Annotated in this window: 20 protein-coding genes, 1 tRNA gene and 3 pseudogenes; 18 read left to right on the forward strand and 6 right to left on the reverse strand. The window is 59.0% G+C overall.

Features of this window, described 5'->3' with window-relative positions; genetic code table 11:
- The first annotated feature begins 292 nt into the window (after positions 1–292).
- From KUF55_RS01825 to KUF55_RS01840, 4 genes are all read left to right on the forward strand, one after another.
- On the forward strand, positions 293–1,090 hold the full coding sequence (locus KUF55_RS01825; protein WP_132364550.1) for a winged helix-turn-helix domain-containing protein: 798 nt from the start codon (positions 293–295) through the stop codon (positions 1,088–1,090).
- An 88-nt stretch (positions 1,091–1,178) separates the two neighbouring features.
- Positions 1,179–1,700, forward strand: coding sequence for a histidine phosphatase family protein (locus tag KUF55_RS01830; RefSeq protein ID WP_218817818.1), 522 nt, complete (start codon positions 1,179–1,181; stop codon positions 1,698–1,700).
- Positions 1,701–1,988: 288 nt separating this feature from the next.
- The gene (locus KUF55_RS01835) at positions 1,989–3,143 is read left to right on the forward strand and encodes a DUF1611 domain-containing protein (RefSeq protein ID WP_218817819.1); all 1,155 of its coding nucleotides are present in this window, start codon (positions 1,989–1,991) and stop codon (positions 3,141–3,143) included.
- A complete protein-coding gene (locus KUF55_RS01840; RefSeq protein WP_218817820.1) occupies positions 3,140–4,861 on the forward strand; it encodes an ABC transporter ATP-binding protein in 1,722 nt (573 codons plus the stop codon). Before KUF55_RS01835 ends, KUF55_RS01840 begins: the two co-directional genes overlap by 4 nt.
- Before the next feature lie 19 nt (positions 4,862–4,880).
- Here KUF55_RS01840 and KUF55_RS01845 read toward each other — a convergent pair whose 3' ends face one another.
- Genes KUF55_RS01845 through KUF55_RS01855 form a run of 3 tightly spaced genes read right to left on the reverse strand, consistent with a single transcriptional unit; the run spans position 4,881 to position 8,712 of the window.
- A complete protein-coding gene (locus KUF55_RS01845; RefSeq protein ID WP_218817821.1) occupies positions 4,881–5,489 on the reverse strand; it encodes a TetR/AcrR family transcriptional regulator in 609 nt (202 codons plus the stop codon).
- The gene (locus KUF55_RS01850) at positions 5,486–7,804 is read right to left on the reverse strand and encodes a YhgE/Pip family protein (protein ID WP_218817822.1); all 2,319 of its coding nucleotides are present in this window, start codon (positions 7,802–7,804) and stop codon (positions 5,486–5,488) included. Before KUF55_RS01850 ends, KUF55_RS01845 begins: the two co-directional genes overlap by 4 nt.
- On the reverse strand, positions 7,801–8,712 hold the full coding sequence (locus KUF55_RS01855; RefSeq protein WP_218817823.1) for an ABC transporter ATP-binding protein: 912 nt from the start codon (positions 8,710–8,712) through the stop codon (positions 7,801–7,803). Before KUF55_RS01855 ends, KUF55_RS01850 begins: the two co-directional genes overlap by 4 nt.
- 155 nt (positions 8,713–8,867) lie before the next feature.
- Between KUF55_RS01855 and KUF55_RS01860 the strand changes: the two genes are divergently transcribed.
- The 5 genes and pseudogenes from KUF55_RS01860 to KUF55_RS18650 all read left to right on the forward strand — a co-directional run.
- Entirely contained in the window at positions 8,868–9,887 is a 1,020-nt protein-coding gene (locus KUF55_RS01860; protein ID WP_218817824.1) for a beta-propeller fold lactonase family protein, read from the forward strand.
- Positions 9,888–10,024: 137 nt separating this feature from the next.
- Positions 10,025–11,257: a sensor histidine kinase gene (locus tag KUF55_RS01865; protein ID WP_218817825.1), complete on the forward strand. Its 1,233-nt coding sequence runs from the start codon at positions 10,025–10,027 to the stop codon at positions 11,255–11,257.
- Positions 11,258–11,355: 98 nt separating this feature from the next.
- Positions 11,356–12,039 (forward strand): response regulator transcription factor, encoded by a 684-nt coding sequence (locus tag KUF55_RS01870; protein WP_218817826.1) that lies wholly within the window; start codon positions 11,356–11,358, stop codon positions 12,037–12,039.
- A gap of 54 nt (positions 12,040–12,093) precedes the next feature.
- Positions 12,094–12,761, forward strand: a pseudogene (locus KUF55_RS18645) (transposase); the annotation flags it as partial.
- Between the two features lie 685 nt (positions 12,762–13,446).
- Positions 13,447–13,923, forward strand: a pseudogene (locus tag KUF55_RS18650) (transposase); the annotation flags it as partial.
- Between the two features lie 731 nt (positions 13,924–14,654).
- Here KUF55_RS18650 and KUF55_RS01885 read toward each other — a convergent pair.
- Together KUF55_RS01885 and KUF55_RS01890 are read right to left on the reverse strand one after the other, a co-directional pair.
- Positions 14,655–15,165: pseudogene (locus KUF55_RS01885) on the reverse strand (transposase); the annotation flags it as partial.
- Between the two features lie 74 nt (positions 15,166–15,239).
- A complete protein-coding gene (locus KUF55_RS01890) occupies positions 15,240–15,950 on the reverse strand; it encodes a hypothetical protein (RefSeq protein ID WP_218817829.1) in 711 nt (236 codons plus the stop codon).
- Positions 15,951–16,326: 376 nt separating this feature from the next.
- Here KUF55_RS01890 and KUF55_RS01895 point away from each other — a divergent pair, with 376 nt between their 5' ends.
- From KUF55_RS01895 to KUF55_RS01930, 8 genes are all read left to right on the forward strand, one after another.
- Positions 16,327–16,548, forward strand: coding sequence for a hypothetical protein (locus KUF55_RS01895; protein ID WP_218817830.1), 222 nt, complete (start codon positions 16,327–16,329; stop codon positions 16,546–16,548).
- A 267-nt stretch (positions 16,549–16,815) separates the two neighbouring features.
- On the forward strand, positions 16,816–17,751 hold the full coding sequence (locus KUF55_RS01900; RefSeq protein ID WP_218817831.1) for a PqqD family protein: 936 nt from the start codon (positions 16,816–16,818) through the stop codon (positions 17,749–17,751).
- A 46-nt stretch (positions 17,752–17,797) separates the two neighbouring features.
- Positions 17,798–18,475 carry an ATP-binding cassette domain-containing protein gene (locus KUF55_RS01905; RefSeq protein ID WP_370630979.1) on the forward strand — a complete coding sequence of 226 codons (678 nt, stop codon included), beginning with the start codon at positions 17,798–17,800 and terminating at the stop codon, positions 18,473–18,475.
- Between the two features lie 574 nt (positions 18,476–19,049).
- Positions 19,050–19,955: a hypothetical protein gene (locus tag KUF55_RS01910; RefSeq protein WP_218817833.1), complete on the forward strand. Its 906-nt coding sequence runs from the start codon at positions 19,050–19,052 to the stop codon at positions 19,953–19,955.
- Entirely contained in the window at positions 19,942–20,640 is a 699-nt protein-coding gene (locus tag KUF55_RS01915; protein ID WP_218817834.1) for a hypothetical protein, read from the forward strand. The genes KUF55_RS01910 and KUF55_RS01915 overlap by 14 nt, the downstream gene beginning before the upstream one ends.
- A 524-nt stretch (positions 20,641–21,164) precedes the next feature.
- Positions 21,165–21,569, forward strand: coding sequence for a hypothetical protein (locus KUF55_RS01920; RefSeq protein WP_218817835.1), 405 nt, complete (start codon positions 21,165–21,167; stop codon positions 21,567–21,569).
- A gap of 1,309 nt (positions 21,570–22,878) precedes the next feature.
- Positions 22,879–23,079: a hypothetical protein gene (locus tag KUF55_RS01925; protein ID WP_218817836.1), complete on the forward strand. Its 201-nt coding sequence runs from the start codon at positions 22,879–22,881 to the stop codon at positions 23,077–23,079.
- Positions 23,080–23,368: 289 nt separating this feature from the next.
- Positions 23,369–23,827 carry a hypothetical protein gene (locus KUF55_RS01930; RefSeq protein WP_218817837.1) on the forward strand — a complete coding sequence of 153 codons (459 nt, stop codon included), beginning with the start codon at positions 23,369–23,371 and terminating at the stop codon, positions 23,825–23,827.
- 105 nt (positions 23,828–23,932) lie between these two features.
- Here KUF55_RS01930 and KUF55_RS01935 read toward each other — a convergent pair.
- Positions 23,933–24,009 (reverse strand) — tRNA-Arg (locus KUF55_RS01935).
- Positions 24,010–24,413: 404 nt separating this feature from the next.
- Between KUF55_RS01935 and KUF55_RS01940 the strand changes: the two genes are divergently transcribed.
- Positions 24,414–25,739, forward strand: coding sequence for an ABC transporter substrate-binding protein (locus KUF55_RS01940; protein ID WP_218817838.1), 1,326 nt, complete (start codon positions 24,414–24,416; stop codon positions 25,737–25,739).
- Positions 25,740–25,769 lie beyond the last annotated feature (30 nt).

The raw sequence follows: 25,769 nt of genomic DNA on the forward strand, positions 1-25,769 counted from the left end.
GCGCTGCAAGTCTCACATTGTGGACAAAACCTAAGTTTGTTACTTGCGGGTTCCCTTTATTACGGGGAAACTGATGATTGTGAATAGCGCAGCAACAGCACCCTTGAGCCTCCCCGGAGGCATGGCGATGACGCATCGTCAGTGTTGTTGTCGAATGCTCAGCTGAGTGTCGGAAACCTCCGGCGCTCAGTGACACTCGCATCGCTCCCAAACCTCGCACCAGCGAGGTAACCGGAGCACCTAAGCATTCGCGCCATTCCGTGGCATTCACACGAGTTAGAGGTAGAGCAGCATGTCGGTAACTTCCGGATACGTCCATGTTTCAATCCGCAATGCGCAGTCTCGCGCCGCAGCAGCGCAGCGCACCACCGCGCCCGGCGGGTTCACCCCGGCCGGATATCGCCAGCTCCATGCGGTCCCAGCAGCGACCGAAACTCGACCCATGACAGCTCCGACCCCGGTGGTAGTTCCGAACGGAACCCCCGGCCCGCAGCCCGTCACCGGGGATACCACCGCACGAGGATTTGTGCTCTACGTGGGACTGGACGAGACCGTAGCTCAGGCACAGGGCACCTCGCTGGGTAAACTCGCCACGCAGGTCCGGGCCTTCCTGGCCACGCTTTCTCCCGAGGCTCAGACGCACGCAGCAGTGGCACTGGCCCCGGCGAGCGCCACGGGTGACAACATCGACGTCGTTCGTCAGGCCTTGGGAGACCCCACGGTCAACCGCCGCCCCCGTGTTGATTCCCGACCGGCAGCTCCGCGACCTTCCGGCGTCTTGATCGACCTTTCGCGCCGCGAAGTGCACCTTGATGGCGAAACCCTGAACCTGACGTTCAAGGAATTCGAACTGCTGAACTACCTCGTGGAAAACGGCACCCGCACCGTGGGCCGTGATGAGCTGCTTACCAACCTGTGGCGCAATGCCGAAGAGGTCCCCAACGAGCGGACCATCGACGTGCACATCCGTCGTTTGCGCTCCAAGCTGGGCCGTTTGGCCAACACCGTACGCACCGTGCGCGGTCAGGGCTACCGCTTCTACGAGCACCCCGAGGTTGTCGTCTGGGCCGCCCCGGAATACACCATCTAGTCGCCACCTCTTATGTCCCGCCGGGACCGCATCCACGCGATGCGGTCCCGGCGTCGTTTAACCCGGCGCCCCGCCTAAGCTTGGGTGCATGAGTGAACACCATTTGAAGCGACTCGTATTACTGCGCCACGCCAAGAGCGACTACCCGCTGGGAGTCAGTGACCACGAACGACCGTTGGGTGCACGCGGCGATAGGGAAGCGCCGGCCGCCGGTGTATGGCTGCGCGAGAATGCGGTGGTGCCCGACTACATCGTGCTCTCCGATGCCTTGCGGACGCGGGCCACCTGCGCTTGGATCATTAGCGAGCTGGGCGAAAAAGCTCCCACACCGTACCTGGACTCACGGATCTATGGGGCCTCGAGCACCACACTTTGCGCCATCATCAACGAAACGCCAGAGACGGTGACCACGCTGCTGGTCATTGGACACCAGCCGGTGCTGCAGGAACTCGCCATGCGCCTAGCCTCCGTCGAGTCGGATGAAGAGGCAGTTTACGAGCTGGCCATGGACTATCCCACCCTCGGCCTCACCGTACTGCAAACCGATAAACCATGGGCGGAGATCGACGGCCGCGATATGAAAGTGACCAACTTCGTGGTCCCACGCTAAGGCTGCGGTTCTGTTGGTGCACGGCACGTTCGGGGACGTCTGGGCAGTAAACACGGCCGATTTCGTGGGATGTGGCGGAAATCTGCATGAGAGTTTTGCTGACCCCTGACCACGTCTTTTGGCACCATGGCGCACCGAAGATGAGAACGATGTCCCGATTATGAGGACGTCCTCATGAACCGTTCACCAATTGCTTACTTTGAGGCCTTTGACTTGGAACAGCGCAGGAACAACTCCTGCAACCGCTTCCGATGCGGAACCAGATTCCGGCCCCCAAAGGACAACACCATGAGCATCAGCACCAGCCTTGAAACCGACATCTTCGCAACACCCAACGCTGCCGCCGGAGACGTGCGACAGGAACTGATTGGCGCCGAACGCGCCCTGAAAATCCGTGCCGCCTACACCACCCGTTTTGTGGCCACCGAGTTCTCCAAGCACCCCGAGGACTTCCACCTCATCGCCGGTGCGGCCATCACCCCGCAGCCCGGAGACGTGGTCATCGCCCGCGTCGCCGAAATCGGTAAGCACACCCGCCTCGAATCCCCGGTCTCCCGCCGCCAGCTGATGTTCGTGGGCCAGGAAATCATGGTCGCCTACGGCAACCGCTACGCCCCGGACCAGTTCCTGGCCCACGTGCCCGACTCGCTGGAACCCTGCCACCTGATCGCCGGTGGCGGTCTGGCCGGCTACGTGACCCAAATGCACACCTCCATCGACGCCGCCACCGCCATCGAACCGATCGGCCTGCTGGCCACCAATGATGGCGTGGTCAACCTGCGCGACTTCGCCCCGCTGCAGGTGGGCACCCCATCGCTGGCCGCGCTGCGCGCCGAGGGCACCGTGCGCCCACCGGTCATCGCGGTGCTGGGAACCTCGATGAACTCGGGCAAGTCCACCACCCTGGGCTGCCTGGTCAACGGACTATCCAACGCCGGGCTCAATGTTGCAGCGGGTAAGGCCACCGGAACCGGCGCGGGCAACGACCCGAACCTGTTCATCGACGCCGGCGCCTTCCCGGTCTGCGACTTCACCGATTTTGGCTACCCCACCACCTTCAAGCTCGGCTACGAGCAGGTCCGTGACCTACTGGCCGCGATGATCAACGAGCAGGCTGCCTCCGGCGCCGACGTGGTGGTCATCGAGATCGCCGATGGCCTCTACCAGGGCGAGACCTCCCGACTGCTGCGCGATCCTCTCTTTGCCGCCTACGTGGACACCGTGGTGTTCTCCGCCCAAGACGCGCTCGGCGCCCGCGCCGGGCTGGATGTGCTGCAGGACGCTGGAGTACCGGTGGCAGCAATTTCCGGTCTACTCACCGCCTCCCCGCTGGCCACCGCCGAGGCCGCCGCACAGTTGGAGGTTCGGGTCATTGATACCTACGCCCTGTGCCGCCCAGAGGTCGCCACCGCACTGCTGCCGGTGCGCGCCGCCTCGCTGTGAGCGGGAATATCTCCCACCTCGAGCTGCCCGAGGGTCCCACGACGCGGCCCCTGGAACTGGTGGAGACACGGCCAGCGGCAACGCTGCCGACGCCGCGCTTGCCCCAGCTCCTGCGCGGGAAGCGTCGTGGCCTCTTTGCCGCACTGTTGACCATCGCCATTCTGTGCGCGGGACTGGGCGTGGGCATTGCACTACTTCTGGGCTCATTGGTCAGTGGAGCACCAATGGTGCCGCTGAGTGTGGGCATCGCCGTGATGATCCTGGTCTGGGGCTATGGCAGGTATCTGGAACGTGTTGTGGCCGAAAAGCTGGGCCAGGACTACGTGGCCCAGCTGCGACTCTTGTTGATCTCGCATTCGTTGTTGGCACCCAAGGTACCCTCGATGGGGATCACCGTGACGCGGGCCAGCAATGATCTTGCCGCGGTGCGCAACTGGGTGGCCCAAGGAATCGCGCCGTTACTGGCCGGCATCCCGTTGGTGCTGATCTCCATGCTCGGACTCTGGGCGTTGCACCCACTGTTGGCGCTGGCGCTGGCAGTTCCGGTGCTGCTCCTGAGCGTGGTCCTGCGACTTCTCGCTGGCCCCGCCTACGAGCGGGCCCGGATCCTGCGCCGGCACCGCGGCAACCTAGCGGCCCGCTTGGCCGACACGCTCGCGGCTGGCTCCGCGCTGGTGGCGGCAGGTGGTGTGTCCCGCGAACTTTCCAGGATCGCTGGCAGCGGAACCAAGGTGCGCGATGCTGCGGTGTCCCGGGCCCGGATGGCGGGTGTGTTGCGCGCCTGTTCGCTGGCCCTACCCCTGGCATCCACCGCGATTCTGGTGCTGGTTTCCCGGCATGCGGCGCTAGATGCCGGGCAGATCGCCACGGCACTGACGCTGTTGGGACTGTGCGCGGCCCCGGTGGGGGAATGGGGCCGGATCGTGGAATACCGGCAAAATTATCGGGCAGCGGCCCGGATTATTGCTCCGCTGCTGGTGGAGGAAAGCGAGCTGACCGCCGGCCCCGCCCTACGGGAGAATGCTGCGCGGGCGGCGGCACAGATCCAGGCCTCGCGCGTTGCTGGGGTGTGGCTACGCGGGCTCGAAATCAACGGCCACCGGATCCCGGAGCTACGCGCAGCACCGGGGGAGAAAATATTGCTGCGTGGCAAAGATGCGCGCCTGCGCTCGGAACTGTTCGCGGTGTTGGCCACCGCGCGCACAAATGCGGGACAGATTTTGGGGGAGCTGGGCGAAGAACGCGAGAATCGCGGCCTGGGGTATGTGGTGGCCGGACAAATCCCCGGAGCCGTGAGCGAAAAGAAGCGCCGCCGACTGATCGGTGCCGCCTTTGCCTCGATGGTGCCAGAACGCGGCACCCTGGGCCGGGCCCTGCGGTACCGGCGCCCGGATACCGATCTTTCCCGGGCGTTGGATCTGGCGCGGGAACTCGGTGTGAGGATCGATTCGCTCGAGCAGCGGGAAGCCACCGCACTGCGTCGCGGAGGGATGCCGCTGACCCGCACCCAGCGTGCGGGACTGATGACGGCGCGGGCGATGCTCGGTTCCCCGGCGCTACTGCTGCTTGATGGCATCGATGCTCAATTGGAACCGCGTGCCAAGGCGTGGCTGGAGGAGACCTTGCTGAACTACCCGGGCGTGGTCATTATCGCCTCGGATGAGCCATGGTGCGCGGGGTTTCGGCTCTGGGATCTGGATGCAGCGCAGCAGCCCTAGGGCCCGGAGCCCCCGAACGTTAGCGCAGTGGCGCGGTGAAGGCCATGACCGCCCCGACGCAGGATTCAATGCTGCGCTCGGGATGGAAAACCAAGCGGTCTCGGCCCAGGATCAGCGCCGCACCAAAGACCGCGGTCGCAAGTGTGTCAATATCGACCGCGGTTTTATGAGGTGCCTCGGGAGTACTGCTGGCGATCTTTCTCAGTGCGGTGGCCACTAAGGTAATGACCTCGTGGCGCATGCTCGCCAAGGAGGTAGCCCATTGGCTGTCGGACTGCCATTGCTCGGAAATCCACAATTGGGCAAAGGACGGGTATTCGGCAATGAACTCCAGCGCATCGGCGATCATCATCCGCAGTCCGTTCAGCGGATCAGGATCCTCGGCGCACTGTGCCAATCGTTCAAAGAGGATCGCCACACCGTAGTTCAGCAGCTCACCGATCAGCTCCGCCTTGGAACCGAAGTTGTAATACACGGTTCCCTTGGATACCCCTGCGGCCTTGGCGATCTCATCAACCGACACCGCGTGGTGCCCACGCGCCCCGATCAGTTCCATCGATGCGGTGAACAAACGATGCTTCGAATCGGTGGCACGCACCCTGGGGCGGGGTTCGGCGTTTTGACTCATGCACTCAGCTCCGGATGCAGTGTTTTCAGGGACCAGGTCTTATGCAAGCGTACCGCCAGGGTGCTGGCCAGCAGGCCCAGCACGGTGTAGCCGATGAGCCCGGCCACCACGGGGCCGAGCACCGCGAGATCCGCTCCGTACATCAGGTGCCGCAGGCCGGTGACAACGTGTCCCATGGGCAGCCATTGATGGGCAATGTGCAGGATCTTGGGGGTGGTTTCCCAGGGGAAGGTTCCGCCGGAGGAAACCAGCTGCAGCACCATCAACACCAGGACCACCATCTTGCCCGGCGTGCCGGCCAGGGCGCAGATGCCCTGGATGATGGCGGTGAACGCCATCGACGCCAGCAGGAAGAGTCCCCAGGTCATCCACGGGTGGGCGGTATTGAGCCCGAGGCCGAAGATCACGACCAGGTAGAGGATGGTCCCCTGAATGATCGAGATGAAGAAGAAGGGCAGCCAACCGCCGATGGCGATTTTCCAGTTGGAGGCGTTGGAGGCCAGCGCGCGTGCGGTAATCGGACGCATGAGCTGGATGAGCATGAAGGCACCAATGAAGATGGCTAGGGTCATGAAGAACGGGGCCAGTCCTTCGCCGTAGACCGAGGCCTTGGCCTGATCCGTACGATCGACGGCTACCGGATCACCAATGATGGTCGAAACCTGATCGCGGTCTGCCGCGTTGGGGTTGGGTACCTCGTCGGTGCCGTCGGTGAGTTTGGTGGACAGTTCGGAGGAACCATCACTCAGTTCGGTGGCCCCGTCACCGAGCTCACCGACCCCGTCACCGAGGTCACCCACGCCGGCGAGCAGCGAGCCGGTTCCCTCGTGCAAGGTCGAGGTCCCGGCGGCCAGCGTTGAGGCGCCGGTGTCCAGCTTCTTGGTACCCGCCAGTGCGTCTGCTTCACCGTCGGCCAGGGTCTCGGCACCGTCGGAGAGTTTCTGGGCTCCGGTGTTGAGGGCGGAAGCGCCCGCACCGGCATCTGCGATGCCGGTTTTGAGCGCGGGCATGGCCCCGGCCAGGGTTTCGGTTCCGTCGGCCAGGGTAGAGAGGCCTCCGGAAAGTTGTTTGGCACCGGCCGCGACCTTCGCCGAGCCGTCGGCCAGAGCGGAGATCTGGGATTGGGCGGTGGTCAATTGTTTTTTGGTGTCGGCCACCTGTTCGCTGACACCGCTGGATGTTGCGGCGTTCGTGACATCGGTGCGCAGGGTCTTGGCCTGTTCGCTGGTGAGGATCCCCTCGGTGACCAATTGATCCAGACGGGTGTTCAGGGCCTCGGTGGCCGAATCGATGCGGGTATTGGCATCTTTTTCCAGGGCGGTGAGGGTTTCTGCTGCCTGCGTGACTTTGTCATCCAGGGCCTTGTTACCGGCGGCCACCTCGGCGGCACCATCGGCGAGCCGGACGGACGCGTCGGAGGCCTTCTGCGCACCGTCATTAAGCTGTTGGGTATTCGCGGGAAGGGCCGAGGTTTTGGACTTTAGCTCGGCCAGCCCGGCGTTGAGTTTCTTGGTGCCATCGGCCAGCGTGCCAGCGCCGGCGGCGAGCGAGTTCGCACCGCTGGCGAGCTTCTTTTGCCCGGCCAACAGCGAGGAGGTGCCTTCGTGCAGGGAGTTGGCACCCTGGGAAAGATCCGCGGCCCCATCATCAAGTTTGCCGGCTCCATCATCCAGCGTGTTCACTCCATCGGCCAGCGTGGTGACACCGTCGGAGAGCTTCACGGTGCCGGTGTGTAGTTTCCCGGCGCCATCTGCGGCCTTGGACATTGAGGTGTGGATCTCGGTGAAGCCGGTGAGCAGGGCATCGGCGGTCTGCGTTCCAACCTCGGCGGCCACGGTGTTATGCACCTGGCCGGCGAGCTTGTCGGCGAAGGTGCCCACCATGTAGTTGTTTGCATCGTTGGTGGTGAGTTTCAAGATGCCTTGTTTGGCCGCCTCGAAGTCGCCGGGGGAGGCGAGATTGGCGGAGAAATCTGCGGGGATGGTCATCGCGAAGGCATAATCGCCGGAGGCAACACCCGCCTCGGCTTCGGCCTCGGTGGACACCTGGTTCCAACCGAAGGTGCCGTCGTCCATCAATTCGGTGGTGACATCGTCACCTACGGCGAGGTCCTTGCCGTCCTTGGTGGAACCCTGATCCAGGTTCACGATGGCGGCCTTGACGTTGTGCAGATTGGAATACGGGTCCCAGTTTGCATAAAGGTAGAGCGCCCCGTAGAGCAGCGGGACCAGAGTCAATGCGGCGATCGCGATCTTCGGCAGGCGACCGGAGGTCATGCGCTTGAGTTCGGACAGAGCCAGACGCAACGTGGTCATGAGAGGTCCTTTGCTGCGGTGGGAAGTGTGGTGGTTTCGACCGGGGCGTCCTCGATCGCATCGACCGGTGAGGTGACCTCCGGGATGTCCATGCTTGCTAGATGTGCTGGAGTAGAGCCCTCGAGGTGCTTCGGGGAGGATTCGGCTTCGTCGGGGATATCAACGCCGACCGCTGGAGCTGGCTCGGGGTCTGCGAGGTGTGCCGGTGCTGCCACGGTTTCGGGTTCCTCCGTGGGCTCGTCCGCGGGGAGATCCGCGTCAATCGAGCCGAAGGGAACCTCCAGCTTGTCCTGAATGCCGCCGTCGTAGGCGGTGGGGCCAGACCACTGTTCGGGGAGGCGCTGCACCACGGCGATGATGGCCGGGGCTCGTTCGCCGGTGGACACCGATCCTAGGTAGGAGCACCACAAATCCTCGGGAATCCCGTGGCGGTCCGGGGTGTCGAAGACCAACAGCTCAACGTGGGCATCTTCAAGGGCCAGCTCGGTCATCAGGGTGAGGCGATCAAGCGGTTCGATGGCATCGAGGTATTGATCGGCCAGGGGCTCCAGATGGTGCTCTTGAATCCACGTTTTGGTCTTGGGTCGTCGCCGTCTGGAACCCGGAATGAGCGAAAGGTCCTCGGCCACCAGGTCGCGGACCTTCATGTGTGCCTCCGGATCGTTGATCTGCGGGGAGTCGACAATGGCGCTGATGCGGCGCACCGCCTTGAGTGAGGAATCCCCGAGCCAGCTGACGCTTCCCTCGCTGGGGCGCATGCGTGCGCTTAGTCCCAGCGACAGCGCGGTGCGCGTGGTTTGGGTATCGGCCTGGATCAGCAGAAGTTCGCCGCGCGCGACGGCAAGGCTGGTGGGATCCAGCAGGGGCAAGTGGCGACCGGCAATGGCCAGGTTATCGGCGATGAGCACAAACTAATCGTAAACCAAACTGACTGGTCAGTTCAATTAGTGTTTTTGTCTGTTGCGACACGTGACGACTCCGGGTGCGCAACCTTAGGACACGATAGGGCAACTTTTAGCCCTTGATCTCCATGTGAGGGCGTTGTTCGGGGGAAGATGGGGGCATGATCAAGAGGTTTTGGGTCGGCGGATATTCGCCGGACGGTGGCGGTACCAGTCAGGGCATCCGAACGATGGGTATCAATAATGGGGTGCTCACGGACCTCGGGCTGGCCCACGCCGCAGATTCCCCCTCGTGGCTGACCGTCCACCCGACACTGCCGGTGCTCTATGCGGCGCTCGAACATCGGGGTGAGGTGGCTGCCTATACGATCGTGGGCACCGACCGGCTTGCCCCTTTGGGGCGTCCGATTTCCGCCGGAGCGCTGGTATGTCACCTGGCCTTGGCCGGAAGTTATCTCATCGCCAGCTGCTACGGCGATGGGAAGATTTTGATCTACCCGCTAGCCACCGACGGTTCGCTGGGACTGCCCAGTCTGGCGCCGACCTCCAGAGATCCCTTTGCGGTCCCCGGTCATGAGGGGCGGGCATCGCATTCTCATCAAGCCACGGTGTTGCGTTCGGGAAGGATCATCACCACCGATCTTGGGCACGATTCACTGCGCCTGTGGGAACTGCTTGATGGCCAATTGCTGCTGCAACAAGTCATCGTCTTGCACAAGGGCGACGGCCCGCGACATCTAGTGGAGCATCCCTCGGGGTTCATTTATGTCGCTACCGAACATGGCGCTGAAGTCATCACGCTGAGCCCCGACGCTTCGGGCGAATATCGTGAGGTGGCCCGAACCGGGCTTGGCGAAGAGATTGTGCCCGGCGAACATTTTCCTGCCGAGTTGTCCTTGGACAAGTACCGAGACCGTCTTTACATCGGTGTTCGTGGCGCCCAGAAGGTAGTGGTGCTTGGGCTTAAGGCGGGAATCCCGGTGCTCGTGGGCAGTTCGGCCTGTGAAGGGGAATGGCCGCGGCATCATCTGCAGGTGGGTGACTCAATGCTGGTGGCCAATCAGCTGTCCAATACGGTCGAGGCCTTCGAGTTGGATGCCGGGGATGGGATTCCTTCTGTGCGTCTGGACTCCCTGGTGATGGAAAGTCCCACCTGCATCACCGCCCAAGTGGCATCGTAGCAAGGCCGATTAAATACTTTGGTTTAAATAGGGCCTCGGGATCTAGGGCTCCAAAGATGGCGGACATCAATACTTTTGGGGCTACACGATATAGCACGTCAAGAACTCAAAGATTGAGTGATGGCAGAATTGAAGACATGAAAACGTGGACACAACTGGTTGATGACACCAAGCCGATGCCTGGTGGTCTCATAGGTCGAACAGTTCCCGTGGTGTTAGCACTGGTCATGTACGGGACCGACGTGCTGATGGACGGTACAACGTATGTTTCCAATCCAGGACTGCTTTTACTGGCCGCGCCGTTCATGTCGCTGGCTGCCTTGTCATTGGGTGTCTTGCCAAGCGTTTTCGTTTGGTACGTCAGTGCCATTCTGATTGGGCTGGCTGGCCTGCCCGGGATACTTGTCTTTGGAATGATCTTTCCATCGGTGATTGTCATGGCGGTGTGCTGCTGTCTTTTGCCGTGGAAATTTGCCCTTTTGTTCCCGATCTCATCCATAGCCTTGGCCTTAGGGCTGTTTCTCCTTTCGCCGGGAACACATGTGGTTCCCACACTGTTGTTGGTCCTCTTATGCAGCTTGGCAGCAGTGGCTGGTCTGAGCTTGAACATGTACCGGCGGCGACACGAACGAAGTTCCGTGCAGATCCGAAACCTTGAGCAGGAACAGGCGCGCATACGTAGTGAAGAACGAACCCTTTTGGCACATGAGCTCCATGACATCGTCGCTCATGACGTGACTGTGATCGCGATGCAGGCCAGACGCGCCGAGTTTGTAGATGATCCGACCAAGACGGCAAGAATCCTGGAAGGGATCGGCGATGCTGCCCAGCAGACTCTTCAAGACCTGAGGAGTCTTGTGATGCTGCTGAAGCAGGAACTGGTGGTGCCCGACCCCGTCCCGTTACAAGGTCGGAACGACGACGTAGAGATTCTCGGAACGGCTGCGATGTCGGGTGAAACTACGACTGCTGTGGGCTTCGTGAACGACCTGGACCGGGTTGTCGAGGCGTTGCGGAGGGCAGATTTCGAGGTAGTCCTTCAGGTGGAAGGCGACGTGGCCAAGATCCCGGCCAGCCTTCGACAGGTCTTACGCCGTACCATTCGCGAACTTGGAACCAACGTGCTCAAGCATGCAAGCGTCAGTGGGACCGTCCTAGTGCATCTAGTTATCGGGGACGATACCGTGATGCTCAAGGCCGAAAACGAGGTTTCCTCCGGCAACCCGATCATCTCGTCCCATACCGGGTTGGAAGCCATGATTGCTCGCTGTGAGATATTTGGCGGGTTTGTTGATTCTGGATTAACGGCCGAGCGTTGGTCGACGTTCGTAACAATCCCGTTGGTGGGTTTACCGTTGCCGCGGCGTTAGCTGGCGCCGTGGGAAGATGATGACTGCAGATGTTACTGCCGGCTGAGCTGGCAAGCCCAACGTGCGTGAATGCATTAGGTCCATATGGGAGGAAAACCGTGACGACAGTACTGCTGGTGGATGACGAGGCTTTGGCTAGGGAAATCCTGCGCGACTATCTGTCTTCCGATCCGACTCTCCATATTGTGGGCGAGGCTTGCGACGGAAAAGCTGCGGTGGTTCAGGCTTCTGCCTTGCGTCCCGACGTGATACTCATGGATATGCAGATGCCCGTCATGGACGGAGTGGCCGCGGCCGCGCAGATTCATGACGCGCATCCCGAGATCGCTATCCTAGGACTCAGTACGTTTTCCACGGACCGTTATGTCGTTGACCTGCTGCGGGCGGGCGCCTCCGGCTATCTGGTTAAGGACGCAAAGCCGAAAGAGATCACGACGGCCATCCGCACCGTCATGGCGGGAGAATCGGTGCTTTCCCCCGAAGTCACCCGTCATGTGGTGCAGGGCCTTTCGACGTCCGTTCCGGCCGAGCTGATTCCCAATCCAACCCTCGTCGAAGTACTCACGGACAAGGAACTTGAAGTCATTCGGCTGCTTGGGAGGGGCATGAGCAACCGTGAAATGGCAGCCGAGCTATTTGTCACCGAATCCACCATCAAGGCTCGATTCGTGAAGGTTATGAAGAAGCTCGGTGTCCGCGATCGGGTGCAAATCTTGGTGGCTGCGGTGGAGCACGGACTACTTGATACGAGATTTGGGTCCCGCTCAGCCAAAGGTACCTGAAATTAAATGCATTCCCTGAACTTAAGTCCTGTTGCGTGTCGCAGCGGACGATTCCGGGATTTCATGGCCAAGGGCCGTACCCGTTCTACCAATGCCTTGAACGCCTTGGCTCGCCGCAACGACTTCGGTATTGATGCCCGCACGAAGCTCACCCCGGTGCAGATCGAAGAGATCTCGCGGCGGCGTTAAAGTGAGGAATAACTGGCCCTTGGTATCGGCCGTGCCGAGGCGGTCCGTCTTGCCAAGCGCGTTCTGGACCTCGGAGAGCAGCTGAAGTCCAACGAGCCGAACTTGGACGAGCTGGTCAACGTCAGCGAGACAGCCCCGCTTTTCGAGGTGAAGGGTCTCCGGGCGGTGGACGCGGCAAAGTGTTTGGTAGCGTGGTCCCACGATGGACGGTCCATAGCGAGGCTGCCTTTGCGTGTCTGGCCGGGGTGAACCCCATCCCGGCACCGTCGGGATACACGGTGAGGCATCGACTGAATCAGGGAGTCGACAGGAGGCTCAACAGCGCCTTACACATGGCTGCGATCACCAGAATGACCTATGACTCAGAAACCTGCGACTATGTCGAGAAACGTCGGGCCGAGGGCAAGACGGACAAGGAAATCCGACGTTGCATCAAGCGCTATCTGGCTCGTCGCATATTCAGGATCCTGACCGCCTCGTCTCAGGCAAAAGGTTCAGGAAACGGCTTGACTAGATATAGAAGAGTCAGATAGGACGCAACGCTGCGGGCCGAAACCGGGAACTTCATCCGTTGGGTGAACGCCAACAAGCTGACTACCTTGCACTTCCGCGCAGAGAAATGGGGAGGGCCGTCCACCGCCATCAGCACCGAGGAATGCTGGGAGGACGCGCGCCAGCTCCTCAACGATACAACGCTCAAACCTAAAGACCGAGTTGTGGTGCTCTTGGCCATCTTCTATGCCCAGCGTCTCTCCTCCATCAGCCGCCTGAGGCTCGATAATGTCCACGTCGAGGTAGATCAGGTATTACTTCGGCTCGGGCGTGGACCCATCGTCCTGCCCGACCTCCTAGGAATCCTGATCAGGCAGGTGAAGGCCGACCTGCCTCTTCACACAGCCTTCTGCGCAGGGGAATCCTCACCATGGTTATTCCCCGGTGGCAGACCCGTACAAGCGATCAGCCCACCCCCAGTTGGGCATCCGACTCAAGAAACTTGGGATCCTACCCGGACTGGCGCGCTCCACCGCACTGTTCCAGCTCGCCATTGACCTGCCGGCGGCGCTGATGGCTCGCATGCTCGGAATCCACATCGGCATCGCGGTCCAATGGCAACGCGCCAGCAGCGGAGACGGGACGAACTACGCAGCCGATGTCAGCCGACGGACTCAACCCCGAAAGGAGGCATTCGGACAGTTCCAATATCCGAGGACCCCATGACGAGCCGAACCCTTGCATCCCTGTGCCAATGCGCCCTTTATGACGTCGACGGGCACCGCATCACGGCGTTGCTCACCAACGCACCCCGCTTCAACGTCGTATTCCTCGATGCCCGGTACCTGGCCCGAGCCAGACGCGAAAACCGCATCAAGACCCACAAGAACGCGGGCTTGGGCCGGCTACCTTTCTATGCAATTGATGCAAACCAGCTCTAGGCCAACCTGGCCGTGCTCGCGGTCAACCGCGTGTCTTGGATGCAACTCTCCGTCCTTCCCGCAGGCCATGTTGCCTGAGTCCAGGACCTGAAGCGGTGGCGCTACCGGCTGTTCTCGATCGCCTGAAAGATCATCAGCAGTGCCCGGCAGAAAAGGCTGCTGGTCCCCGAATCCGAGCCCGAATCGCAGCTGCTCACCACGCTTATTCGAGGGCGCCGCACGGTTGCGAAACCGCTGGCGCAACGGCCACCTCACGGCATAAGCATTCGCACCGAAGCACGCCCCCTCGAGATGAAAAAAGCCCCTTCTGGGAGATCGAACCCAGTCCCACAGTCAGCGACATGGCCACCTTGGAATGATGGAAAAACGGGCAGGCTGCTGTTCTCTGGGAAATCACGGAACCAGCGGCCTGCATGCACTCGATGAAAAATCGAAGCTAGTGAGAAATGGTCGCCGGTTTTCCCGGGAAAGACACCGCGGCCACTTCCGTATCTGAATCCATATGGCGCCAGTCGGGCCCCGCCGACACCATTGAGCGCAAGGACCCTGCATGACTCAGTCAACTGCACCGCCGTGCTCGCTCCCGTGGACAGACTAGTACTCATGCAGGGCTTGGTGGATGATCTCCTCATGGGCCTACCACTAAGGAGCACCTGTCGTAGCCGCACTGTTCAAGCGATCAAGAAAGAACTGGGTGGTTCTCAAGGAGCTTGATGCACAGAAAAATGCGGTAATTTACGAGAATTGTACTTTTGTATGATGCGCGTCAGGGCAGAACATGAAAAAGTAATTATGGACTGCAGTCGTCACTAACATGAATTGCTTGATCCCCTGCCTGAGGAGCTAAAATATGGTTAACCTGCCTGTCGCCACGTCTCTAACATTTGGCTTCTTTGCAGATTCCTTGGCGAAGCCATCGTTCGGAAGCCTCTTTTGTTCGTACTTCGGCGTTTGCTGATCTTTCTAAGAAAATGCGCCAATAGGGTCTGATCGTTAGGGTTTTCCCTTCGGTCTGTTGTCCCAGCGATGGGTGGTCCGGACCTCGCGGATCAAGCGTCGCATGACGATGATGCTGTTGGCGAACCTGATCATCGCGTCATTGACTTTGGTCTTGCGTTCGGTGCAGATCAACAGTTTCTTGAAGCCGCGATCGTGCCAGGCGCTGGTTCGTTTAACGACCCAACGGGCTCCGGCCTGCAGTGGTTCATCGCTGGTGCTGATGACTCCTTCGCATCCGAGTTCGATGAGCAGGGTACGGGTTTTGAGCTGTCGTAGCCGGCATCCAGGTGCACGGTGATCTGCGGTGCAGGTGGAACCCGAAGCGTGAGATTTTCTCTAGGGTGGGACGTATCAGTGGGGAATCGTGTCGGTTAGCTGGTGCAGCTACGCAGCCGCGCGGGATGCCTTTGCCGTCTGTGAGGACGGAGCGTTTGGTGCCCATTTTGCCGCGGTCCACTGGGGATTTTCCGTGCATTTCCCCACCGCACGGGACAGTGGTAATGCAAAGTTGTGAGTGACTACTCGTGAACGATTCTTCCTACACTGCCTGGCAGTGCTTTTAATGACGAAAAACTCCTGTTAAAACGGGTGATTGTCTACGATCATCGTTCCAACAGGAGTTTTTCCATGCCATCTTCCTCCATCAACATTCTCCATGGCCAACTGGAAGACATCCCTGAAGACCTCCACCGCTTCGTGACACCGGAATCTATCTTCTAGGCGCTCGCCTCGTTCCCCGACCACCACAAACGCCGTGGCTTCCGGAACCAGCTGGGTTGGATCCTGGCAGTTGCGCTCTGCGCGGTGCTGGCTGGCTGGCGCAAGATCCGTCGTCGACATAGCAGACTGGTCCACCTCTGCCGCCTCCACCTCGTTGCGCAGCACCGAATTTGTGGCACCGCACGTCACCACTTTCCAACGCGCGCTCGCTTGCCTGAACGCCGAGGCCTTCGACCAAGCTCTGGGCACATTGATGCAAATGCAAGTCGACGCCCGTTTCATCGCCATCGACCGGAAAGAAATGCGCGGGGCCAAAATGGTGGCGGGGACCGTATGCACCTCATGGCAGCACTGGACCACGACACCGTCAGCGGACAACTCGACGTCGGTATTAAAACAAACGAGATCACCCGACTTGACTCGCTTTTGGCGACATTCGGGGATCAGAAAGGCAAGACCATCACCATTGATGAACTGCATACGTTGGGACGCCATGCGCAGTTCCTTCACGCATGAGGTGCCCATTTTCTGATGACGGCGAAAGGGAATCAACCCAAGCAGCTCAGGCAACTCCACGCTTTGCCCTGGAAGGATGTTCCACTAGGGAACCAGCAGCAAGATACCGGGCACGGGCGCAGGAGCATGCGCAGGATCAAGGTCGCTACCCTCACTGGCGGCATCAAGGTTCACCAGCCCCCCAACCCAGCTGCGCCGGACAGCGAAGTGGACTCAACTGGAGGGAGTTTCTACGTTGTCGAGTACGCACTATGTATGAGTACTTAGGTGCACAATTTGTCTGATCGATGTGTACTTTAGTACACAATTTATTCCTTTTGGCCAAAAATATAAATTTAATGAATCTATTTGAGTTACGGTGATCTATGTAACTTTCGTCCATCTCACCCAGTCCGCAAAGATGTGCGGGCGATCAGGAAAAGGATCAATCATGACCACCATTATGTACGAGGCCCCGACTGTATTCACTGCGAACGAGACCGCAGAGAACGGTGTGATACCGATCATTGCGGCCCTTGCGGGTGCCGTTTCTATTGCCACGGGCGCGAGCATCGGCCATGTTGTCTGGGTCTGCAGTCAATGCCCGGACAAGTGCCGGTCCTTTAGCCAGGCCGTGAACACCGTCAAGTCCTGGTGGGGCGCCGGCTGTTAAGCTGCGCAACCCTGGGGTGGTCCACGAGAAGTGGGCCACCCCGAGCTTTTACGTGTTTAAAGAAATATCATGAGGAGCGGTATTGTGGCAGATGTGACAAAAAAATCAAAGCAGTCAATGATTTGGTTACCGGCTTTAATTACAATTGTTGGAATTCTGGTATCAATATTCCTTTATTCGTATCTTATTTGGTCGAACTGTGATTCGAACGGTCTAGGTGACTTTTTCACCGACGTGCGCCATTTTCACACTTCGCTAGGATGCTGAATGGAGATCGCACACACTGGCTATGACGTCCGCGATCGCGTCAGTCGAAGTGAAGTGTTTACGTCGCTGAGTTCATTCCAAGGAAATCGTGTTGGCATGGAGCTCATGGAGCTCATACCAGACCAAGGAACCGTCGCTATCGGGCATCTTGTTGGTTCCTTGAATGAACGCTACGACGTCCCAAGTGATGCGTTGGAGTTAGATGTATGTAGATTCCTCCATGAGGCCCAGACGTCTGGTTACATAAATTTTTATTCCACATGGGCCAGGAATGCGAGTATGATGATGGTGCGCCGAGTGAAAGATTCGCAATACCTAACATTTCATAATCGCAATATAAAATTGACTTTGTGCCGACGAATATCTCTTAGTCCGACCTATTTTAACACTGCTATGTTGGTAGCTAGATCGATGATGATTAATGGTCTCAGTATTTCCGTATTGCTCGGAGGCTTATTGCTCGGTCTATTCACGTCCGCTGAGATGCAGATTACCTATTTGACCTTGGTCAGCTTTTGCATCGGGATCATCTCGTCAACAGCCGTATTCGTTGCAGCCGGAGTAGTGCATGAGGCTGCACACTTGGGAGCTGCACGCGGATGCAGTTCAACGCCGCAGTTTCTCTACCGCGAAGGTACATCTGTGGTACTTAATCGCCTGCGGACCTCGCCCGGTCAAGAGATCTGGATTGCCACAATAGGTCCCGTCGCTGGTGCAATGGTTGCGTGGGGGCTGGCAGCCTTATGGATTGCGATGTTGCCACAAGCGGCCCCCAATCTTACTGAAACAGCGATTCAAAGTGCTCTAATTCTAGGATTGCCACTACTTCCTATTTTAACAAACATTGCCACACTTATTCCACCGTCACAGGACGGAAGAAACGTCGGTGCCGCGATAAAGGAAATGGTCATGTCCAGAAAGGTGTCCCGTGCTTAACATTTGCGACCTGCAAGCAACGGCCGGGGACTTTGTCCTCGGCCCAGTGACTCATGATTTTCGCCGAGGTATAACTTCTATAATCGGGCCCAACGGATCAGGGAAAACCACATTGTTCACATCTCTAGTGGGCGATGGGCGGGTGGATTCGGGCACTGTCATGTGGAACGGTTCTGCACTCGGACATAGGGACTTCGGAGCTTGGCATGGAGTGTCCTACATTCCTGACTCGAGTCATACCCTCTTCGACGAAATGACTTCAGAGGAGACATGGGCTATGGCCGCAAGAGTCCAAGAATTGCACCGAGCGACCGATACCATCATTTTGCTGGAAGAGGCCTTCAGCCTTGCTGAAAAGCTTGGGTTCTCCGAATTTGACAAGCGAACTAAGAACTTGAGCCTCGGGAACCGCAAGAAATCTCGCCTCATCTGTGGCTTAATGAACCGCCCAAGCCTCCTCTTGGTCGACGAACCGCAGAACGGCCTTGACTTCTTGACTAGCATCGCGCTCCGAGCCCAGTTGCAGGAGCTAGTCCGTGACGAAGGCTCCACTGTGGTGATGTCTAATCACGATCTTGACTCTGTGGCACGTAGTTCGGACGAGATTCTTGCTCTCCGCGGAGGCCGCCTCGTCGAAGCCATCCGCCCTGCCGAATCTGGCCTGGAGAGTGCTGCGACGCGGATGGTTCAGATCTTCACGGAATTCACTGATGAAGCTGGGTAGTCCTCTGAAGGTAGACGCTTATGTGACTCGGGCCGTCCTGGCCCAGAGCGTCCGGAGTGCAGAGTCGAAACTTCTGGGGCGATTGGCCTCCTCCCGTATCTTAAAGGTCTTGATTGGTCTTACGCTGCTCGCCTTGTATCTACTCCTACTTAACCGTTCTTGGAATCTAGGGCGTGAGCTGGACGCCGTGGGGCTTGGCTATCCGCTGCTATCCCTAGGGCTCTTCGGAATAGGGTATGCATCTTCGCTCTTTTTCATCGTGCAGCTATGCACTTCCACTCGGGCTATTCTCACCCGCAGCGCGGCACTCATGCCCTTCCCGATGAGTCACCGTGCAAGGAGAATCACCGCCATCGTGTCCGTCCTGTCCCCAGCAGTGACTGTCCTAGCATCTGGGGCCTTTCTTGTGCTCGCCTACGCTAGTGCTCTAGATCTCAAGGACCCTCGCGTAGGGGCGGCGTTCCTGGCAGGGGTAGTTAACGCCCTCCTACCAGCAACCTTAGTGGGGGGAGTGCTTACATGGGTCCAAGGACGTGGTAGATTCTGGCTGTCGCCGTGGGTCACCGGTGCTCTCATGATTGCAAGCGCCCCCATAGCTACATGGACCATTGCGCAGTTTGTAGAACGTTCGGACGTGCCGGCACTGCTGCAGGTAGTGCTGCCCGGCTCTATCCTTGAGCGCTCCATTGGCTTCACGACTACTGAGCTTTTGGTAACCCTTGGGCTCGGTGCGACGCTCACGATCCTGATCGCGTTGATCGTCTCGCAGGTTGTGATCAAGGCAGACCAACGGAAGCCACCGTTAATGGCCTCCGCGCATCCGGATATGAACCCGCGCGAACGCATCTCAGGCCTTGCTGCAAAACCATTCAACGCCTACGTATCCACGCTCTCCGCCCGGAACGTGTCTCCCTGGCTGGAGACAATGCTATATGCAGGATTCGCACTCCTACTTACGCTGGCTGCGGTACGGTTCGGTCATACAGGCCGTATCGATGAAGCACGGATCCTCTTTTTCAGTGCTGGGTGGGCTAGCTCTCTCGCCGCTATGGGAATCTTCAGTTCCCTGGACCCATACGCTGAATTCCGTAGGTTTGGCGTTGCAAAGCGTGAATGGCTAGGTCTAGCTCTGGGAATCCATACGAAATTGTCGGCTCTTGCCTTAACGCCAGCGGGTGCTTATGCGGCGGTTGCGGGTGCCCGTGGCTCATGGATCGGCTGGGAGAACCTTCTTATGGGTGCGCTCCTCGGGGGAGCGGTGGTTTCAGTGGTTGGGTACCTACTACGCCGGTCTATGCTGACGGCACCGGGCCGGACGGCTGGAAGCATTGTTGGCGTGGGTGCGGCGTTTGGCGCGATCAGCCTTCGCCTTCATGCCCCTAAGGACATGGCGGCGTTAGTCGTCTCGATATTTTTAGTTCTACTTGCTGTGGTTGCGGTATTCATTTTTGAGGCTCGGAGGAAAAATGGCAATTCATAATAAGGACATCAATCGGGCTGGTAAATACGTTAGCAGAACGCTATCTTGGTTCATTGCAATAATGGCAGTGTTAATCGCCGTCCTTGTCATCTGGCTTGCCGTGCAGGCCAACAGCTCGACTAGGGCAAAGGGTGAGGCATCCCCGCACCATATGCCGGCTTCAGGGACAATGCCGGTGGGGTACGGGCCAAGAGGAGTGTCAGCGGGCACCTACTCCCCTAATGCGCGTGAGGTGGCCGTAATGGTCGACCCCTCCTGTCCGTTCTGTCAGGAGTTCATGAAATCCGACATTGACGAACTTAGGAAGGTTGCAGACAACCCGTCTATGAATCTTTACCTCATCCCGGTCAATATTTTTCCTGCTTCAGAAGTCAATCCAATCGCGCTGGAGCTGCTCCATGCCGGGATCGCCAATGGGAACATGGATCCCCTGATGGCTTACGGAATGATTTCGGAGGCCGCCAGAGTGGCAGCCGGCAACAAAGATAAGTTTCGGACTGAAATTGAAACCACGCCTCTGGCAAAATACTGGCCAACCGAGTGTTGCTCTGCATCCCTCGTCGAGTGGACTAAACACCATACACAGCAAAATCGATCTGGCATTGGCAAGGTTCCTTCTGGGGTGATCGACGGCGTACAAGTAGATATCGATACGCTCCGGAGGGAAGGGCTGGGAACCGATTAGGAATCATTCGCAGATCTTTGATCTTAATTCAAAACCAACCTGATCGTTCTTGCGTGTCGGCAAACCGTTTGATCCAGCGGTTTCATGGTTTGGGCTATGACTGGCCCACCCTCCCCGATTTGTTCAGGCTACATCGTGCACGTACGCGAGGTTGTTAGCCCAGCGGTTTCATGGGTTGGAGATTCACTAACTGTGATTTGCGAGGAAAAGATCACCTGAACTGGGAAAATAAAGGTGTCTAAGCTTCACAGGCAGATCTGGTTACCCGCGGGGTAGCTGGCATATGCCGCAGGGTGGAGGGCTGGGACGCGGAAACTCCGGGACGCGTGGAACGCAGTGAGGAACGCTGAAGATATCGAGGGTTGACTGGTACGGCTGTCTTGGCTTATGGTGCCGCGCTCGCCCGATCCATGTTCAACCCTCGTGCCGTACATGGAATTTGCACAACCTCGGTCGTCCTGTAAGCGTGCGCGGGTTCCAAGGGTGGCAGGTCAAGATAATACCGTTTCTGGAAGAGTTTTGACATGGCAATAAACTATAGAGACGTACTACGTGAGATCGCCTACGACAACTATGGATATGTCATCACCGCGGATGCAGTGGACGTTGGTGTGCTCGCCGTAGATTTGCCAAAGCTCAAAGTCCGCAATGGCCTCTACCGCCGAGGACAAGGTCTTTACCGTATGGCTGACCTCCCGCCGACCCCGCCGCGCAATGCCCGCCTACGGGGAGCTGATTCAGGCGCCAGCCGGAACGAAGGTTTCCCGCTACCGAGGGATCCGCGGCCAGCAGCTCAGCGAAGCGCTCCTCGAGTGTCTGGGCAAGCCCCCGGCACTCGGCTCCGAACTGTTTTGGCAGTTAAGGCCCGCGCCGAGGGCCTGTTGACTAAGGTGATGTGGAACCGCGAGCGCAAGGAGCTCGCCGAATGAGGTACGACACCCCCCAGTTGCCTCAACGCTCTTATCCGGCGAATGACGAGCTCAGGTGGAGACGAATCCCTCGCCCTTCGCCGGCGGACGGCGTTGGCTCTGGTCGCGATCGGAAAAATGCTTCCTGAGGGCGCGGTGAAAGGTGGCGGCGCGAGCGCGCTGCGTTGTGGCTCCAGCACCAGGTTCACTCGCGATCTTGACGCCACGCGCACGCACGGACTGGCGACATTCCGCGCCGACTTCAAAGAGTGCCATCGGGAAAGTGTGGGGTGCGTTTGCTGGAAGTCTCGTCGAGCGCCCCGCGAAACCCACGGGAATTCCTGCCTCGTACGTGATGAAGCTATTCGACTTAAAGCTTGACTGCGGGGGCGGAAGCATTGGTGCACAGTGCCCTTGGAACTTGGTCACAATGAGATCGGTGACGCTGACCATCCCGAGTTCGCTCTGGCGCCTGGCTTCAGTGAAATGTTCACTTCTGGGGGTCTCCCGCACCACACCCGGTGGCGGTAATGCCCGCTCGCCACCAAATCACCTAAAAATGCACATTTCCATCGTGTTCGGTAGCGACCGCGCCCGTGACCTCGCAGACCTTCGACTCCTAGATGCCCGCGGGCGTCTCGAATTCGCAGTGGTCCGGGCCACTTGTAATCGTCTATTCGCCTACCGAAGGATTCGTTCCTGGCCTTCTTCAATGTTCGAGGGTGGGGGCTGGGTAACCCACTACACTGAAGCCGCCTAGGGCCTAGATGTGGTCCCTAATGCCGCTCCCGCCATCGAATGGCTACGCACGTTCATCGCCCGGATTGACCGAGCCTCGCCAAACGATCGGACATGATCCTTGACGGACTATCAAGCCAATTCGCACCAGTCCCGAAGCTGTATTCTCCTGGCATGACCAGGTTGGCGCGTGGCAGGGTCCCGGCTTGAGGATTCTATGCGCTGCCGAGATTGTACAAAACGGCGTGCTGACTCATATTAGTGAGCTCAGTACGATGGCGGTGCAGGGTGCGCGAGCGCTCATGGGCATGGGGTCTCAACGCGGGATCGCGAAGCGGACTTGGCGGCGATGGTGCTGACCGCCGAGATCGGTGAAGATGACGAGCGGGATGGCCTTGCTGTGCTTCTAGCCCCGCGTCAACCGATCGATCACGGGCGATCCGTCCGGAATAGGGCTTATAGGACAGAAAGGGGTCGGTGAGGGGCCCGCTTCCCGACGGTAGCGCGGCAGAACGGGGTTTCTTATAGCCTTGAGCCATTAACCGTGAATGGTTCTGGAAAATCGAAGCACAGTGATGTGTGCGGATCTCGGATGAAACGCAATGGAAAGACGACCGCCGGGACCCAACGCTGGAGATACATTGACTGTGAAGCCAGCAGCGTCCGCAAACGTCGCGACCTAGCCCTCAAAGCAGAACTGGACCTGTTCCTGCAGTGGCTCATGGGCACGGATTCTCAAGCAGAGATCGGACCCGGTGGCGGTCGAACTTTCCGCCGCTCCACGCAGTGGTGATGGAACATCGAACCCACCCTCGCGGTCACCGGAAAGATCTACGGCCAAGTCCAGATGGACGGCATCTACCTAGGCCGGGGATGGTGCTGCCTCATAAACCCTCAAATACTGGCCATCCAAATCACGATAATCTGCCGTTGCTCCAATCCGCGGCAGAATTTAGCTTCTCGGGCCCGGCGTGATCCTGCTTCGCCTGCGGTGTCTCATCGAGTGCTAAGCCCTCGTGCGCAAATATAACATCTGTTATAGTCGGGATGTGGGGTAGTAATTTCGAGCTTTGGAGGTTGCCGTGAGTCAGAACGTTGATCCACCACGTGATGAGGACTTGGCGGGGCAGCTATTGCGCTCCAAGGAACTTGTAGAAGTCGCTTTGCTTGACTACAAGCGGACGCTTAAAGCTGCGCACCGGCAGATGACGCAGGTTCAGATGGCCAAGGTGTTGCGCTTATCGCAGCCGGCGGTGGCCAAGGCGCTGCAACGTGCCGCGAAAGTGCCAGATGCCGTGCAAGGCTTCGGGGCAGCCTCGCCGCATGAGCTATGCCAGCGATTTGCCGCGGGCTTGATTGGCCGTGAGGAGGTAATCTGCGAGTTGGTAGCTTGGCCATACCGCAGTGCCCCGAAGTTCAATGAATTTGGTGAGTTAGAAAGTGACATTGCCGGAACGTTCATCGACGTGGACAATGCGGTATCTTTCGGATTGATCGATGAATCGATTTACGAAGATGTTCTTAAGCGGCTCACCGCGTGAGATGAATCTAGGAGAATTCTCGTGGGGAGCCATGACGAGATGGTTTCGCATTGCGATTCGGTCGTAGACCACAAAAAAGCCGCGATTTCTCGCGGCTTTTTCATTTGGTGCGCCCAAAGGGATTCGAACCCCTGACCTTCTGTTCCGTAGACAGATGCTCTATCCAGCTGAGCTATGGGCGCATATTTTATTGTTGATCCAGCCTCACGGCTTGACCTCGAACAACTATACATAGCTTTTGCCCGGCGGTCGATTCCATCGTCCGAATCGTGCCCGAACTCACCTTCTTATCTGTCGCAAGTGGGGTGTTAGCTGTCGCCAGCGGGTGAGCTTTGCCCGCTTTGAGCGGTGGCACCAGGCTCAAAGCCGGGAGGTGTTCGGTGTTGACATTTATTGAAAGCCATGGAATCTTGTATCTAGCGATCTTGTGAGAGCGCTCACACTGGTTTGTGAGAGCGCTCTCAATATTCGACGATTCCCCGGTACGTCTTGCGAAGGGTGCTCGTCGGCACGAAATGAGAGCGCTCTCATTTTTGATCAAACTCCATTCACACGCAGCACCACCGACGCATACAAAGGAGTGAACGTGAAGATTTCACGCCACACTAGGACCGCCACGGCCCTCGCAGGAGCAGCAGCCTTCGCACTCTTGGCAGTGGGGTGCTCCTCCGGAGCCACCTCGGCCGAGCCGGCCTCAAGCGATAACCCGGTGACACTGACCGTCACCACGTTCGGAACCATGGGACTCGACGGCCTGTACAAGCAGTACGAAGCCGATCACCCGGGCGTCACCATCAAGGCCACCAACATCGACACCGGCGGAAACGCGCTGACCGATTGGAAGACGAAGCAGGCCGCCGGGGCCGGGCTGCCCGATGTCCAGGCCGTTGAAGAGGGCTGGCTCGGTCAGGTCATGGCCGTCTCGGACTCCTTCACCGACCTCGGTCAGTACGGTGCGGCAGACATCAAGGACCGCTGGGTTTCCTGGAAGACCGAACAGGCCACCGACTCAAAGGACCGCGTGATCGCCTACGGCACCGATATCGGTCCGGTCGGCCTGTGCTACAACAAGAAACTCTTTAAGGAAGCAGGGCTTCCCACCGATCGCACCGAGGTTGCTGCCGCGCTGGGCGGGGACGATGCCACCTGGGCCAACTACTTCGAGACCGGCAAGAAGTATAAGGCGGCCAGTGGCAAAGCCTGGTACGACCAGTCCGGCTTCGTCTGGAACTCGATGGTCAATCAGCTGCCCGAGGGCTACTACAAGGCAGATGGCTCGTTGAACATCGAGGGAAATACCGCACTGGCAGAGCGCTGGGATGAACTGGCCGGCGGTGCCGCCGCGGGTCTCTCCTCGGGCCAGACTCAGTGGGACTGGGGCAAGGGCAAGGCCTTTGTCGACGGATCCTTCGCGACCTCCGTCTGCCCGGGATGGATGCTCGGTGTCGTCCAAGGACAGATTGAAGCCGCTGGCGGAAACGCCGACTCAGGATGGGACTTTGCCGATGTCTTCCCCGGCGGTCCCACCAACTGGGGAGGAACGTTCCTGACGGTACCCACCACGTCCAAGCACCCGGCCGAAGCGGCCGAACTTGCCGCGTACCTGACCGACGCAAAGTCACAGGTCGCGGCCTTCCAAGCCGCGGGAACCTTCCCGAGCGTGACAGCTGCCCAAACCGATCCGGGCGTCACCGGCAGCAACGATTTGAGCAAGTTCTTCAATGATGCACCGGTCGGCGAGATTCTGGCCTCGCGTTCCGAGGGAGTCAAGGCCCAATTCAAGGGCGCCAACGACTCGGTCATTCAGGAGCAGGTCTTCGGCCCGGCAACCATCGCGCTGGATAAGGGAACCGACGGAAAGAGCGCATGGAATGACGCGCTGACCACCCTGAAGAACCTCGACCTCAAATAATCCACCACGCAGTTCGGAGGCTCGGCGCAC

It is taken from the genome of Paeniglutamicibacter sp. Y32M11, from assembly GCF_019285735.1.
Taxonomy (GTDB): Bacteria; Actinomycetota; Actinomycetes; order Actinomycetales; family Micrococcaceae; genus Paeniglutamicibacter.

Coding starts and splice junctions, on each gene's coding strand:
- KUF55_RS01835 (WP_218817819.1), top strand. CDS start 1,989: ATGAGCATCAGCACCAGCCTTGAAACCGACATCTTCGCAACACCCAAC.
- KUF55_RS01825 (WP_132364550.1), top strand. CDS start 293: ATGTCGGTAACTTCCGGATACGTCCATGTTTCAATCCGCAATGCGCAG.
- KUF55_RS01920 (WP_218817835.1), top strand. CDS start 21,165: ATGGCAATAAACTATAGAGACGTACTACGTGAGATCGCCTACGACAAC.
- KUF55_RS01865 (WP_218817825.1), top strand. CDS start 10,025: ATGAAAACGTGGACACAACTGGTTGATGACACCAAGCCGATGCCTGGT.
- KUF55_RS01845 (WP_218817821.1), bottom strand. CDS start 5,489: ATGAGTCAAAACGCCGAACCCCGCCCCAGGGTGCGTGCCACCGATTCG.
- KUF55_RS01860 (WP_218817824.1), top strand. CDS start 8,868: ATGATCAAGAGGTTTTGGGTCGGCGGATATTCGCCGGACGGTGGCGGT.
- KUF55_RS01915 (WP_218817834.1), top strand. CDS start 19,942: ATGGCAATTCATAATAAGGACATCAATCGGGCTGGTAAATACGTTAGC.
- KUF55_RS01925 (WP_218817836.1), top strand. CDS start 22,879: ATGAAACGCAATGGAAAGACGACCGCCGGGACCCAACGCTGGAGATAC.
- KUF55_RS01895 (WP_218817830.1), top strand. CDS start 16,327: ATGACCACCATTATGTACGAGGCCCCGACTGTATTCACTGCGAACGAG.
- KUF55_RS01910 (WP_218817833.1), top strand. CDS start 19,050: ATGATTGCAAGCGCCCCCATAGCTACATGGACCATTGCGCAGTTTGTA.
- KUF55_RS01830 (WP_218817818.1), top strand. CDS start 1,179: ATGAGTGAACACCATTTGAAGCGACTCGTATTACTGCGCCACGCCAAG.
- KUF55_RS01900 (WP_218817831.1), top strand. CDS start 16,816: ATGGAGATCGCACACACTGGCTATGACGTCCGCGATCGCGTCAGTCGA.
- KUF55_RS01850 (WP_218817822.1), bottom strand. CDS start 7,804: ATGACCACGTTGCGTCTGGCTCTGTCCGAACTCAAGCGCATGACCTCC.